Origin of the sequence: Gracilibacillus lacisalsi DSM 19029 (assembly GCF_000377765.1) — a bacterium.
In the GTDB taxonomy this organism is placed as follows: domain Bacteria; phylum Bacillota; class Bacilli; order Bacillales; family Amphibacillaceae; genus Gracilibacillus; species Gracilibacillus lacisalsi.
The window spans coordinates 1-13,933 of sequence record NZ_KB898675.1 but is presented as its reverse complement, the minus strand read 5'-3'; the positions used below and the strand labels follow the sequence as shown (position 1 = coordinate 13,933).

Below are 13,933 nucleotides of genomic sequence, written 5' to 3'. Positions count from 1 at the left end.
TCCTATCACTAACACTATATGTTAGACACGAGGTTAGGTAATTTGTCCATATTAAAATTAGGCGATTCCATTTATTTTAATATATAAATCATGTGATGTTTCTGTACCTTGAATGGTATAACCAATATCTATTTTCATCTCTTCTAACGCCAATTCATGTTCTTTACCATATTGGTACATGTCACCAAAAGTCTGTGCAATCGCAACTAAACTGCCATCGTGCTTGTGATGTAAATAACTCGCTGAAGGAATCACCATTTTCTCCATTCCTTCAGGTACCTCAGCATCTTGTTCTACTTCTACACAGATAAATTGAGTATAGGTCTGTTCAAGTTTCTCCAGACTTATATCCATCATGATGTCCGTTTTTCTTTGCTTTATTTCCGTTAATCTGCTTTTAAATTCTTCCCACTTTACTGGCATATCACGGATCAAGCCTTGCCAATCTCGAGCGACTATAATCCCTATTACTGACATTGCATCTTTTTCCACAATATTCATTTTTCCTCACCCCTTCCTTATATGATAAGAAAAACCAGCAAACCCCGCCGATCCTTTATTAAAGGCTAATTGGATTTCGATTACTTTGGTAGTAATGATGAAATATTTGAATAGCTTAACCACCGCTTCGGCTGCCCACTTCCCTTTCCGTGGGGTTTGTCCTTCAGCTAACTTTTTCGAGCAAAAACCGCTCGTAAAAGTGGATCTTCACGCCAAACGATTCCCACAGGAGTGGAAGTGGGCGGCCTTCGCTAATATCTGTCCTACAACGCTAGCATGAAGTAACACAAATACTTATGTACTCACGAATAGCGATATTCACTTCATCCATTGTATAAAAGGCAACCTATTACTTATGACATGAATTGTTGCACCTCTTCATAGCGGAGACTAATTACGTAGACTCCCGCGGAAAGCGGAGTAATTAGTCGGAGTGGTTGCAAATATACATCAAACATTTCAAAATAACTACTTCGCTTAACGCAGTCATTGCACTAATTTTATACTTTTCTTAGAAACAAAAAAAGAACCAGTATTAATACTGATTCTATAATTCTACATGACCTCTTTTAATTCCTGCTTTTTATGAGATGAATTTTTTCATCACCTTTGTACCATTACAAGAAAATAAACATTCTTTATCTTCCATTACGGTTTCAAGATGGACGTCTCTTCCCCATAATTGATAAATATATGGTAAAGTTTTCTCTAAGTAACGGACATCAAGCTCTACACCTTCATAATGATGGCGAATATATAATTCTCCGTTTCGCATATAATCACCATCGACGACTGTCAAATAAGGAAATCCTCCGTTTAACCTAGTAGAAATCAACTGATCGCGTACTTCTTCCCAATTTTTATCGACTATTTTATATTCTGGTCCTTGTTTTTGAAAAAGGTATAGGTCTTCCTTCTCCACCAGATCTTTTGTTAAATAATTGCGCATAAACGAAATATCTGATTCGATTTCGCGCACTTCAAATATTTTTTCCCTTCCTGAACCAGGTTCTACGCCAAACTGTTTCATTTCTTCAGAAGGATTGTTGTACCGTTCTTCGATATCTTCAAACATTTTTACGCCGAGATAATAAGGATTGATCTGTGTTGTCGATGGTTGAACAACACCAGCATTGAGAGAGGCAAATTCCACTGTTTCATCACTTGTTAAATCTAACTCTCTTACAATTCGTTGATGCCAGTATGTCGCCCAGCCCTCATTCATAATTTTCGTCTCTAATTGCGGCCAGAAATACAGCATTTCCTCCCGCATCATAGTTAAAATATCACGCTGCCAATCCTCTAATTCTCTACTATGCTCTTCAATAAATAATAAAATATCTTTTTCCGGGTGAGGCGGGAAAGCCTTTTTCTTTTTAGTTGCCTGCCCCGAATTTGAAGAAGACTGGTCTAGATTCCATAAATCATCATACTCTGTTCTTCTAGGCTTTGGTATTTCTTCTTCCTCCTCATTTTTTTGCCAATCTAATTGTGCTTTTAACAAGGTAGGATCGATGTGCTCCTGAATCGAGAGTACCGCATCAAGGAATTTTTCGACTTCCTTAATCCCGTGTTGTTTCTCGTATTTTGCCACACGTTCAGCGGTCGCAGCCATGCTTTCAACCATATCACGCTTCGTATTTTGAAACCGTACATTATTTTTAAAAAAGTCACAATGTGCTAATACATGAGCAACAATCAATTTATTTTGAATCAAACTATTGGAATGCAATAAAAAAGCATAACATGGGTTCGAATTGATCACCAATTCGTATATTCTACTTAAGCCGAGATCGTATTGCAGTTTCATCCGATGAAATTGTTTGCCGAAGCTCCAATGCGAAAATCTAGTTGGCATGCCATATGCACCAAATGTATATAAAATTTCAGGTGGGCAAATTTCATAGCGCATCGGATAAAAATCTAAGCCAAATCCTTCTGCAATCTCAGTGATTTCATGAATTGCCTTTTCTAATTTCTTTTTCTCTTCTGCTTTCAAACAAAACACCTCCACTATAATATATGAGAGGTGTTTGAAAATAGGACACCCATTATGAGATTTGGTGCGCTATTCTTCTCCAGCACGGTTAGCCTCAATTGCTGCATTTAATGCAAGCAAATTCGTTTGCTCAGCAATATCTGTTACCATTCATACTTAAGTAAGGTTTATTTTCTAATTTATGGAAGAACCTTTCATTAGTTTATTTAGGCAAAATTAAGGTAAAACATGTTTCTCTATTGGGAATGCTATGAACGGTAATATCACCGTTATGTGCATTTGTAAATTCCTTGGCAATAGATAATCCCAATCCAAAGCTTTCTTTGTTTCTGTTTTGGCTACCTTGATAGAAACGGTCAAATAAAAAAGGGATTTGTTCAGGAGGAATTCCTTTTCCATGATCTATGATAGCAACCTTTACTTGTTTAACGTCCTCCATATATTTTACTTTTAGATAATTGCCGCTCTCACCATGTTTAATCGCATTATCTAACAAATTACGTATTACTCTTTCAATTAAATGAGGATCTATCATAATGCTATTTGAACCATCGGGAACTTCAATTTCAATATGGATATGTTTCGCTTCAAAAACTGGTAGATATTCAGTCAAAATTTTTCGTAACATACTTGGTACATTGCAAGATTCTTTCTGTGGTAGAATACCATGCAAATCGGATTGAGAAACTTCAAATAATGTATTAATCAATTTCTCCATGTATTGCGAGCGACGAACAATTACCTTAGAATGTGCCCTTAGCTCATTTTCATCTTTGTACAGTCCGTTTTGAATGGAATCAGCATAACCAAGTATATTCGTCAAAGGTGTTCGTAGATCATGAGATAGATTTGAAATTAACGCTTTTCGCTTTTCTTCTTGCTCTTGAATCTTAGTGACTTGCTCATGAATCCGTCTGGACATTACATTGAAATGTTGACTCAATTGTCCAATTTCATCCATCGATTGATCATCAATTTCTATCTGTTGGTCAAGAGTCGTTTTAGATAACCCCTCATTCAATTTTTTTAATCGCTTACGTAATTTAAAAAAGAAAAAAAAAGTAAAAAAATAAGGCGTTATGATGAAAGCAAGAAATGGGACAATAAGAGTGAAAAAAGCAGACCATTCACGGACATAAAAATAAACAGCTTTATCATTCATTGCTTCACTCGGGACTTGTAAATGCAAATAATAGGAAAGATCATTTATTTGTGTTCGATAAATCAAATTAACATCATGTTCTGGAATCCATAGGTTGAATGGTTCATTAATGAATAGATCACTGTATGCAGAAAAACTATAAGGCTGTGTTCGATCGCTGGAGGAGTATAGGATCTTTCCCTCTGTGCTAAACCACTCAAATTGGACAGAAGGATGATCAGAATGATATTCGTCCATTGTTTTAACAAGAGAAGATGGAGTAATCCTGTCGGCATGTGTGATTTCGCTAATTACTTGATTTGCAAGTGTCTCTAACGTTTCATTGGTGTATCCTGTTCGACTAATCTTACCTATAAGAAGACTAAAACTAATAAATAGTATAACTGCTGTAATACTACTAACAATAAAATATATCCATAGCTTGGAAGACAGTTTCATTAGCTATTCACCTTCAAAACGATAACCAATCCCGCGAATTGTTTTAATATGTTGTGGCGATTTTGGATCATCTTCTAATTTATTTCGTAAAGATTGAATATGAGTATCTAGCTTATTTGTATCAAAAATGTCATGCTTCCATATCAAAGTATACATTTCATCTTTCGTAAAAGTTTGTCCAGGATGACGCATAAACATGGATAGTAAATCACATTCCGTTTGAGATAAGCTATATTTTACGTTATGTTTCTCTACGGATCGTGAACGCTCATTTAAAATAATTGGTCCACATTGAATACGGTTCAACGATACAATGGTTGAAGGATTTTGTGATCCTCGAAGGATTGCGATAACACGAGCGATAAGCTTATTCGGAATAAATGGCTTAGCAACGTAATCATCTGCAACTAATCCTAAGTTTTCTATTTTTCCTTTAATTTCTGTAAGAGCACTTAATACAATAATAGGTGTCTCTATTTGGTGTGAATGAAGAAAGTTCAATACATGTAATCCATCTGCATCATCCATCATAAAATCAAGAATGATCAAATCGAATGATTCATTTTCTAGTAAGATTAAAGCTTCTGTTCCACTCTTTGCTTCTTTATACTGCATCCCCGTTTCTTGTAAATATATCCCAATCAAATGTCGGATATCAGCGTCATCATCCACGACTAATATACTAGCCCGATTCAATATTATATCTCCTCCCCCTGCTCCAACGATGTATTCAAGACTATTGTATCATATATCGAACACGGCTTTTAGATAAAAAAATAAACCTTACTTATTTTCAAACATAAGTAAAGTTTATTTTCCTAATCATGCTAGTTTCCCTATCTTTTTCTTACATCTACATTTCGTAAGAGTATATCCTGTTATTTCAAACCCTTTTTGTTTCAAAAAACGAATTGCTAAATTCTTTTCGACATGGTTGGAAGCAACAATATGAACTGACCTAGAAGGAATTTCGTGAAAATGTCTTCTTAGGTATGGAATTGGAATTACAACCGCTTCTGCTACTTTATCATTGTCTGCCTCTTGATAATCACGAATATCTACCGTTAATTTTTCCCGATTTCGCTTTTTATCTATTTCTACACACGGTATCCCTTTAATCGGTACATAACGTGTATAGAATTGATGGCTCACCATAACGATGATCAGTAATAAAACAATCCAAAAGATTGACATGTTAAGTTATCCTCCATTACCTATGATGAAAGATTCACAAACACCATAGTTTATCACTGTAAGACCATCACTGATCATAGTCTCACTTTATAGTTTAAGATTTTTAACTTTCTCCCAATAATGGACAATCGTCTTCATTCCTTTATCGAAATGGACAACTGGAAAACTTTCATTTGGTGAATGCAAGCGGTCATCCGGCGTTCCAAATCCCAACAATACCACAGGAATCTGATAAATCGAGTCAATCCATTCTACAACTGGGATAGAGCCACCCATTCTAACATATACTGCTTCTTTTTCAAAAGTTTCTTTAAAGCTCTCCGCTGCTTTCGTAATTAACGGATGGTCAGGATCCACTTTATATGCTTTTGCCGATAAAGGTTCCCGTTTAATAGTTAACTCTACACCTTTTGGGACATGTTGCTCCAAATGCTTTACTAATAAATCCTGAATTTCTTTCGGATCCTGTCCCGGTACTAAACGACATGTTAGTTTAGCGGTAGCAGTTGACGGAATAATCGTTTTGGTTCCTTCTCCCTGATAGCCACTATATAAACCATTGATTTCTAAAGTCGGTCTGGCCATCGTGTGCTCTTTTGCCGTATACCCTTTTTCCGAAACAGTTTCTTTCACTCCAGTAGACTCTTCGTAATCCTCACTTGGGGCATCTTTAATTAACGTACGTTCCTCATCGGATAAAGGTTCAACCTGATCATAAAAATGAGCAACTTGGACGACTTCTTCTTCATTTTTCATCGTAGCTAACAACTGCGCCATTGCTATTGCGGGATTTTTTACCGCACCACCGTATAGACCTGAATGCAGATCATTGTCAGGTCCTTTCAAGGTGAATTCCAATCCGGTGAAACCTTTTAATCCATATAGAATGGTTGGTTGATCCTTAGCAACCATTCCTGAATCAGAAATGACCGCAAAATCAGCTTGAAATTTTTCTTTTTGTTCATGTAGAATATCATAAAGATTGGCACTTCCAATCTCTTCTTCTCCCTCTACACAAACTTTGACATTGATTGGCAAAGAGCCTTTCGTTTCTAGAAATGCTTTCAAGACTACAAGGTGCATAAACACTTGCCCTTTGTCATCACTGGCACCACGAGCATAGATCCTTCCATCTCTAACTTCTGGCTCAAAAGGTTCACTTTCCCACTGATCAAGTGGATCTGGTGGCTGCACATCATAATGACCATAAAATAAAACAGTTGGTGCGTCCTCTCCAGCATTCATCCATTCAGCATATACAAGTGGATGACCTTTTGTTTCTTGCACTTCGACGGTTTCAAAGCCTGCATTTGTTAAATAGTCGGCTACAAACTTTGCTGCTGTTTTGACATCTTCTTTATGAATTGAATCTGTGCTGACACTTGGTATATGTAAAAAATGTTGAAGCTCTTCTAAATGTTGCTCCTTATATTTCTCAAGGTACTCCATTACTTCTTTCATTTTGATCACATTCCTTTCCCTTCTACCTTTCCATAGTTTAACATGGAATTGGGGAATCATTCATTAAAAAAGTTTAACGCAAAAAAAAGAGCGTTTTAATATGGTAATTGTTGCTAAAAAAGGATGATTAATTTATCATTGTGTTTATGCACCTAACATTTTACTATATTTCAAAAGAAAGGAAGAGGTTGATTGAAAAAATGGATAATGTTTTGTCTTACATTACTTATCAGCATTACGCTAGTTGCTTGTAATTCTGATGATGTTGGCAGTAACGAAGAGGATACTGAGAGTGACAGTACTGAAACAACTGAAAACACTGAAGAGGAAGTAGTCGAGGAGGAAACTGATGCCGAAGAAGTGGCGGAAATCGACGACTTAAACGAAGATAACATAGAAACTGCTAACGATACTGCTCCTTCTGAATTAGATATTGATCCCGATGGTGAAAATAATGTAACGCTGCAACTTGACCAAGAAGGTATGGTCTCTAAAATTGCTTATAAAGCCGAAGGGGACCGAGTTATTGAACAAACGGCAGATAATATTATTCCTTATGATCTATTAGAAATAGCTGATAAAGAGGAAGCTGAAGCAATGTTCGCAGAAGGTGTGGCTCAGTATCAAGACGTAGAAGGGGTATCACATAGCATTGATTACCAAGACGATCAAATCGTCGAGACGACAAAAGTAGACTTTGAAACAACTGATCCAGATGACTTTGCGGAATTAACAGGGGCAATGATGGAAGATGGAGCGAGCGATTTTATTAGCCTGCAAAGATCGGTGCAAATGCTGCAAGAACAAGGATATGAGATTATAACAGAATAGCATTAGATACATACTGTGATTGAGCGGACATTTAGTGCGTTATTTGACTAATAATCACCTATTTTTCAATGTTAGCGGACATTGAATCCCTTATTTGCTTCATTTTGACTTCTATTAGCACTATTTTCGATGAATAGCGGAATAGATGTCCGCGAGCACTCTAAAAACGGTATTTTTATCACCAATAGCGGAACAAATGTTCGCGATCAACGAAGATTAACTTGGGATTCCTCGTTATGGAGCAATTTATGAAAAAACACTTACCTCTTCAAACAAGAGATAAGTGTTTTTATTTTTGTTAGTCTAAACCTTTTGCTAAGTCTTCTATTAAATCATCGACATCCTCAATTCCGATGGATAGCCGAATTAATCCGTCAGTAATGCCTAATTGTTCACGACGATCTTTTGGAATTGAAGCATGTGTCATGCGTGCTGGAATCGAAATTAAACTTTCTACTGCACCAAGACTTTCCGCTAAGGTGAAATAATCAGCTCTACTCAATACTTGATCCGCTTTTTCGCCACTTCCAACATCAAATGCGATCATACCACCGAATCCTTCTGCCTGTTGTTTAGCAACGTCATGCCCTGCATGTGATGCTAAACCAGGGTAATATACTTTCTCGACATTTGGATGTTGGTCAAGATAAGCAGCAATTTTGTTTGCGTTTTTCTCGATTGCTTCCATTCGCAATCCTAATGTTTTGATACCGCGCATTAATAACCATGAATCCTGTGGACCTAAAACAGCACCAACAGAGTTTTGAACAAAGTGAATTTCTTCTGCTAGTTGTTCGTCCTTTACAGCAACAAGCCCTGAAACCACATCACTGTGTCCACCGATATATTTCGTTGCACTGTGTAAGACAATATCTGCACCGAAGTCTAATGGATTTTGCAAATAAGGTGTCGCGAATGTATTATCAACCACTAATAACAGGTTATACTTATCAGCAATTTCTTTCATTTTTTTCAAGTCGGTTACTTTCAACAGTGGGTTAGTTGGTGTTTCAATATATAGCATTTTAGTATTGGGCTGAATCGCTGCTTCTACCGCTGCGATATCACTTGTATCAACAAAAGTGTGTCCCAATTCAATACGATTCAACACTTTAGTTGTTAAACGATAGGTTCCACCATATACATCGTCTGTTAATACGACATGATCACCAGCTTTCAGTAACATCATCACAGTTGTAATTGCTGCCATTCCTGATGCAAAAGCAAAGCCTGCATTACCATTCTCTAGCTCTGCAGTAACTGTTTCTAATGCATGTCGTGTCGGATTACCTGTTCTGGAATATTCATAACCAGTGTGTTTTCCAGCTTCAGGTTGTCTATACGTACTTACTTGATAAATCGGTACAGATACAGCACCAGTTCTTTCATCTCCTGTGATACCACCATGTACCATTTTTGTTTTACGTTTCATAACTATTCCTCCTACGAATCAAACATATAATTGTAATACGCCCTCTCAATGGGATGGATTACCAAGCGGATTCGGGTGTCAGCATTCGTTATCCTTCTTCTTTGAAAAACTTCGGACGGCTATCATCATTGATAAATATCTTTACTTAAATATCGCTCACTACTATCAGGAAAAATGGTAACAATATTGCTTCCAGGTTTTGCTTTTTTCGCTTCTCGTAAGGCGGCAACCATTGCTGCTCCTGATGAGCTCCCTACTAGCAAGCCTTCTTTTTCTGCCAGTTGCTTTACCATATCAAACGCATCAGCATCATCAATGGTATGGATTGCATCGAATAATGCACGATCCATGTAGTCTGGTAAAAATTCCATACCGATTCCTTCCGTTCGATGTGATGCTGCTTCGCCTCCAGCAATAATCGATCCTTCAGGTTCCACAATTACTGTTTTTGTTTCTGGATTTTGATCTTTAAAATATCGAGCAGCTCCCATAAAGGTGCCACCTGTTCCTGCACCTGCAACAAAAATCGATACTTCACCATTTAAGTCTTTTTCAATTTCTGGTGCTATTGTCTTGTAATAAGTTTCTGGATTTGCTGGATTTTCAAATTGTTGCGCGGCATAACTGTTCGGGATTTCTGAAAGCAGCTGTTTTGTTTTCTCGATTGCTCCACGCATCCCCTCATCTTTAGGTGTGTGGATAATTTCTGCTCCTAAAGCTTGCATTAATACTTGCTTTTCCTGACTGAAGTGTTCAGGAACAACAAAAATAACGCGAAATCCTTTATTAACTGCAGCTAAAGCAATTCCAATGCCTGTATTACCAGCAGTAGGTTCGATAATCGTTCCACCTGGTTGCAACTCACCAGATTCCAATGCTGTTTCGATCAAATTAATTCCTAAGCGATCTTTAATACTGCCGCCAGGATTAAAAAATTCTAACTTCGCAAAAAGTCGTACACCGTCTGGGAGTTCGAAATTCGATATCTCCATTAACGGTGTACCGCCGATCAATTGTTGTATATTTTTATAAAGTGCCAATCTTAATCCCTCTTTTATTCAGCAAACACGATGTGCCATTCGTCTTTTCCAGCTAACATGTTCTTAGCGATGTCTTTTGCCCCTTCTAAGCTGTGATTAGCTGCCCAACCACATTGGACTTCATTACAAGCTGGTACTTCTGTTGCTTCTAATACATCTTGCAGTGTTTTCTCTAACGCTTCTACTACATCCTCATAGCTGTCATTGTTTAGAATAGCGAGGTAAAAACCAGTTTGGCAGCCCATTGGACTAATATCCAACACATTGTCCATATGGTTGCGAATGTTTTCTGCCATCAAGTGTTCAATCGAATGCAATCCTGCCATATCCATATGGTCCTTATTAGGCTGACAAAAGCGAATATCATATTTGTACACTTTATCCCCATTTTGTCCTGTAGTAACCCCTACAAGGCGTACATATGGTGCTTTTACTTTCGTGTGATCTAAATTAAAACTTTCAACATTCATTTTTTTAGTCATCTTTCCATCACTCCTCTTCAAATTTTTCAGCTACAAATAACCAGACAAATTTATTTCGTTTTTTGGCTTCAAAATGAAATCCATTTTGTTCAAACAGCTCTCGAATTTCCTCTAATTGAGGATAGTATTCTCTGTTTAAATCCTCCAGTAAATCGTGATAGCCTAACTCATGTGCTTCTTGTTTAATTTGTTGTTCTGCCTGTTCATTTTCATAAACCGTATCAGCAAATACAACGCGCCCACCATTAGCTAACAAGGAATAAAATTTAGCAACCGCCTTGTTCTTCTCAGCTTTCGTTAAATGGTGGAAAGCATACGTACTAATAATCGTATTCACCGGCTTATTTGGTAATGGAAACTCAAGAAAATCACCTTCGTATAAATCTAATTGAGGTAATTTTTCTTTCGCTAATTCCCTCATCGGATCAGATGGTTCAATACCAATCACTGGTAATCCTTTCGCTAACACTTTTTCTGTTAAATTACCCGTGCCAACACCGAATTCCATTACCGTTCCTTCTGCTAGCTGAGCAACTTCCTTTAATATTGTATCATATCCTTCGAATACATCTCTATACTGAGGGTCATGACCCGTAACTGCCTCATCATACGTAGAAGCCCACTCTTCAAACACTTCTAAAAACTCTCTCCCCATGGTAAACTCCTCCATCTATGTTAATCCATACTATTTTACTCTGTTTTATCGGAATTGACACTAATATAGCATAAATACCCTTAATATGCAAAAATGCGACAAGTATAAATAAATAGTAAGAGTCTTCAGCCCTTTTTAGAAGCTATGCACGAGTGGGGTGTAAAGCATGCATAAGCAAAAGAATTTTGAAAAAGCATCCTGAGTGAAAATGAGAGATAGGTACACTCTAAACTAAGACTATTATGAACTTTATAGAAAATTGAATTTGTGGGAGAACCAAAATCGTTAACTATATATGTATCCCCGTAAGTCTGATAACTTACGGGCAGATAATATTCCTTATTGTAGTAATTGAAGTGATTCTTTGGTAAATGTCGGAATATCATCTGGCTGTCTGCTGGTTACTAGTTGATTACCGCAAACGACTACCTCTTCATCGTTGACATTAGCACCCCATATTCTAGACCTGGATCGACTTAAAACCGGTCGTATCACGCCCCTCCAATGTTTTGGCTGTAACTAATAACTATGGACAAATGGAAAATACAGTTTCTTTTCATCCATGGAATGCTTAGCAAATTTTACAAAGTGGTCAGCCGCTCTTAACATATCCGGTGAGAAACCTCCCGGAATAAATAATGCATCATCATCCTTACGTTGTACATCATCAATTCCATGAACAATTGTAACAGTTGCATCAGCTTGTTTAGCTTTCACCGTTTTTACCTGCTTCATATTTAATAGTGACAACCTCATGGACAGCATCTTTAAAATCCTTTGCCGGTGAAGTATACTCTACATCTTCAAACATATCTGTGATCACAGTTGTTATTTTTACCATAATAAAACGCTCCTTCTTAAATTATAGAATTAGTATTCTCTTTGTAGTGAAATATACCATAAGTGATACATGACTTTTTTTACTAATTATCCGGTAGCCATTATGCTACGTTAAGTGAACATGTTAGTTTTATGATATAGCCCCAGACTTTTCCATCATTTATACATATACTGCTTTTATATCTATAATTTTGAAGTAGGTGAGGTATTTTGAATCCAGAGTTATGTGAATTGTTAGATAGAGGGGGCGTTATTTCTTGCTTTTTAACTAACAGTGAGGGAAAACAAATTGATCCTTTTGCACCTTCATCTTTATTATGCGAAGAAATCCCACAACCACAAGGGCGGGAAGACGTTCCTGTTACTTTACCATCAAGAGAACAAATAATACTGCAAAAGGTCTACCTACGCAAATCTGGCTATATCGTTATCCAAGTAACAAATGAGCTCGATACATGCATGTCAGAGCCTATACCCTTTTGTCAAATAGAGCAATTGTTACTTTGTGCACCAGAAGGAACGGAGATCGATTGTAGCATTACCGATTTTCGGTGTGTAGCATCTGTACAATGTCGAAATAATGCTTACCAATCAGTACAAATTGCGTTAGACATTTGTCAAAGTGTTCAGTCGGTAGCAAACACGACAGTTAATTTAGTGGGACATCTCTGCTCCCCAAGAAATGAGATTACTCTAACTCAATGCGCTTCCCCACCTGTTAACACAACCAAGCAGGTTTTAAAGGGTGATGGGACTAGTCCTCCATCGTTCACTGACGAAAAAGAAATAAATACAGCAAATAAAACAACGCTTCAGCAAGAGGAGATATACGTAAATACAAGGAGAGTTGTTGATTGGGTTGTACAGCAATCAACCATAAAATTATACAAGAATGCAGATAAAATTGCTTTTGTCTGCGATATATGTACCATTAATTTGTTGGTACCAGCAGTAACATGTGAGAATACCATCACTGGATCAGTAGAATGTGATGGTGAACCAGTAGCAGGGGCTTCTGTAATATTCACTGCAGCTCCAGATATTGTTGATATAACTCCAAATCCAGCTACTTCTGATGAATTCGGACAATTTGAGACTGTAGTAACCGTACCTGAAGGAACAGCAAGCACCGATATTACTGTGACAGCATCAACAGTTATTAACGATCAAGAAATTTCCAGTACAGCAACTACTACTGTACAATGCTAGCCTGAAACCTGTGATTTAACTTTATCAGGACCAGAGGCGATCGATTGCAACGGGTTCGTTTCTGGTATGGTCAGCTGTGGTGGTATCATGGTACCGAATGTAGAAGTAAGCTTCACCGCTAATCCAGATATAATTGAATTTGTTCCTAATCCTGCTTTCACTGACATGAACGGAGAATATATAACAAGTATTAATGTTCCAGTAGGTACACCTCCTACAGAAGTAGCGATAACTGCCTCTGCAACTGTGGACGATCAAACTCTCACAGAAACAATCAATTTGACGGTTTCATGTGAACAAATTGCTACAATAGATTTATTTGTACCAGCAGTTACTATCTGCGAAAGGACAGTAAGCGTTACTATTTTGTTGGATGGAGAGCCTTTAACCGGGGCAAACATATCTTTTTCTGCTACACCTGATATTGTTTCCTTTTCTCCTAATCCTACTATTAGTGATTCGTCGGGCCACTTTGAAAGTATCATTACGGTTCCTGAAGACACCGATCCAACCGAAATTTTAATTACGGCAAGCGTAGTAGTAGATAATCAAGAAATAACCGATTCGTTACCAACTATTGTACAATGTCCATCAGACCCTTGTGTACTATTTCTTTTTGGACCAGATTCGATTGATTGTAGTGATATAATTTCTGGGCGTATACGTTGTGGTGATACATTGATTCCCAA

The 13,933-nt window shown here is 37.3% G+C and carries 12 protein-coding genes and 3 pseudogenes; 3 read left to right on the top strand and 12 right to left on the bottom strand.

The features are described 5' to 3' along the window. Positions 1-57: 57 nt before the first annotated feature. The 7 genes and pseudogenes from D569_RS0117010 to D569_RS0116980 all read right to left on the bottom strand — a co-directional run bounded on the left by D569_RS0117010 (position 58) and on the right by D569_RS0116980 (position 6,755). The gene (locus tag D569_RS0117010) at positions 58-501 is read right to left on the bottom strand and encodes a GyrI-like domain-containing protein (RefSeq protein ID WP_018933634.1); all 444 of its coding nucleotides are present in this window, start codon (positions 499-501) and stop codon (positions 58-60) included. Between the two features lie 583 nt (positions 502-1,084). After that, the gene (locus D569_RS0117005) at positions 1,085-2,500 is read right to left on the bottom strand and encodes a SpoVR family protein (protein WP_018933633.1); all 1,416 of its coding nucleotides are present in this window, start codon (positions 2,498-2,500) and stop codon (positions 1,085-1,087) included. Positions 2,501-2,572: 72 nt separating this feature from the next. After that, positions 2,573-2,650 (bottom strand): annotated as a pseudogene (locus D569_RS24085) (methyl-accepting chemotaxis protein); the annotation flags it as partial. A gap of 52 nt (positions 2,651-2,702) precedes the next feature. Then, positions 2,703-4,100, bottom strand: a complete 1,398-nt coding sequence (locus D569_RS0116995) for a HAMP domain-containing sensor histidine kinase (RefSeq protein WP_018933632.1) — start codon at positions 4,098-4,100, stop codon at positions 2,703-2,705. 3 nt (positions 4,101-4,103) lie between these two features. Continuing rightward, on the bottom strand, positions 4,104-4,796 hold the full coding sequence (locus D569_RS0116990; RefSeq protein WP_018933631.1) for a response regulator transcription factor: 693 nt from the start codon (positions 4,794-4,796) through the stop codon (positions 4,104-4,106). Between the two features lie 126 nt (positions 4,797-4,922). Next, on the bottom strand, positions 4,923-5,294 hold the full coding sequence (locus tag D569_RS0116985; RefSeq protein WP_018933630.1) for a rhodanese-like domain-containing protein: 372 nt from the start codon (positions 5,292-5,294) through the stop codon (positions 4,923-4,925). A gap of 87 nt (positions 5,295-5,381) precedes the next feature. After that, positions 5,382-6,755 (bottom strand): dipeptidase, encoded by a 1,374-nt coding sequence (locus tag D569_RS0116980; RefSeq protein WP_033405133.1) that lies wholly within the window; start codon positions 6,753-6,755, stop codon positions 5,382-5,384. A gap of 192 nt (positions 6,756-6,947) precedes the next feature. Between D569_RS0116980 and D569_RS23725 the strand changes: the two genes are divergently transcribed. Then, positions 6,948-7,586, top strand: coding sequence for a DUF1307 domain-containing protein (locus tag D569_RS23725; RefSeq protein WP_018933628.1), 639 nt, complete (start codon positions 6,948-6,950; stop codon positions 7,584-7,586). A 298-nt stretch (positions 7,587-7,884) separates the two neighbouring features. Here D569_RS23725 and D569_RS0116970 read toward each other — a convergent pair whose 3' ends face one another. The 5 genes and pseudogenes from D569_RS0116970 to D569_RS23495 form a co-directional block, all read right to left on the bottom strand. Then, positions 7,885-9,018 (bottom strand): bifunctional cystathionine gamma-lyase/homocysteine desulfhydrase, encoded by a 1,134-nt coding sequence (locus tag D569_RS0116970; protein ID WP_018933627.1) that lies wholly within the window; start codon positions 9,016-9,018, stop codon positions 7,885-7,887. Between the two features lie 125 nt (positions 9,019-9,143). Then, the gene (locus tag D569_RS0116965) at positions 9,144-10,058 is read right to left on the bottom strand and encodes a PLP-dependent cysteine synthase family protein (RefSeq protein ID WP_018933626.1); all 915 of its coding nucleotides are present in this window, start codon (positions 10,056-10,058) and stop codon (positions 9,144-9,146) included. 14 nt (positions 10,059-10,072) lie between these two features. After that, positions 10,073-10,540, bottom strand: a complete 468-nt coding sequence (locus tag D569_RS0116960) for an S-ribosylhomocysteine lyase (RefSeq protein ID WP_018933625.1) — start codon at positions 10,538-10,540, stop codon at positions 10,073-10,075. Between the two features lie 7 nt (positions 10,541-10,547). Then, entirely contained in the window at positions 10,548-11,195 is a 648-nt protein-coding gene (locus tag D569_RS0116955) for a class I SAM-dependent DNA methyltransferase (protein WP_018933624.1), read from the bottom strand. A 339-nt stretch (positions 11,196-11,534) separates the two neighbouring features. After that, a pseudogene (locus D569_RS23495) lies at positions 11,535-12,036 on the bottom strand (DJ-1/PfpI family protein). Positions 12,037-12,245: 209 nt separating this feature from the next. Here D569_RS23495 and D569_RS23720 point away from each other — a divergent pair. Then, positions 12,246-13,244: a BMQ_0737 family morphogenetic spore coat protein gene (locus tag D569_RS23720; protein WP_018933623.1), complete on the top strand. Its 999-nt coding sequence runs from the start codon at positions 12,246-12,248 to the stop codon at positions 13,242-13,244. Positions 13,245-13,331: 87 nt separating this feature from the next. After that, positions 13,332-13,933, top strand: a pseudogene (locus D569_RS23715) (hypothetical protein); the annotation flags it as partial.

Coding starts and splice junctions, on each gene's coding strand:
- D569_RS0117010 (WP_018933634.1), bottom strand. CDS start 501: ATGAATATTGTGGAAAAAGATGCAATGTCAGTAATAGGGATTATAGTC.
- D569_RS0116995 (WP_018933632.1), bottom strand. CDS start 4,100: ATGAAACTGTCTTCCAAGCTATGGATATATTTTATTGTTAGTAGTATT.
- D569_RS0116985 (WP_018933630.1), bottom strand. CDS start 5,294: ATGTCAATCTTTTGGATTGTTTTATTACTGATCATCGTTATGGTGAGC.
- D569_RS0116980 (WP_033405133.1), bottom strand. CDS start 6,755: ATGAAAGAAGTAATGGAGTACCTTGAGAAATATAAGGAGCAACATTTA.
- D569_RS0116970 (WP_018933627.1), bottom strand. CDS start 9,018: ATGAAACGTAAAACAAAAATGGTACATGGTGGTATCACAGGAGATGAA.
- D569_RS0116960 (WP_018933625.1), bottom strand. CDS start 10,540: ATGACTAAAAAAATGAATGTTGAAAGTTTTAATTTAGATCACACGAAA.
- D569_RS0116955 (WP_018933624.1), bottom strand. CDS start 11,195: ATGGGGAGAGAGTTTTTAGAAGTGTTTGAAGAGTGGGCTTCTACGTAT.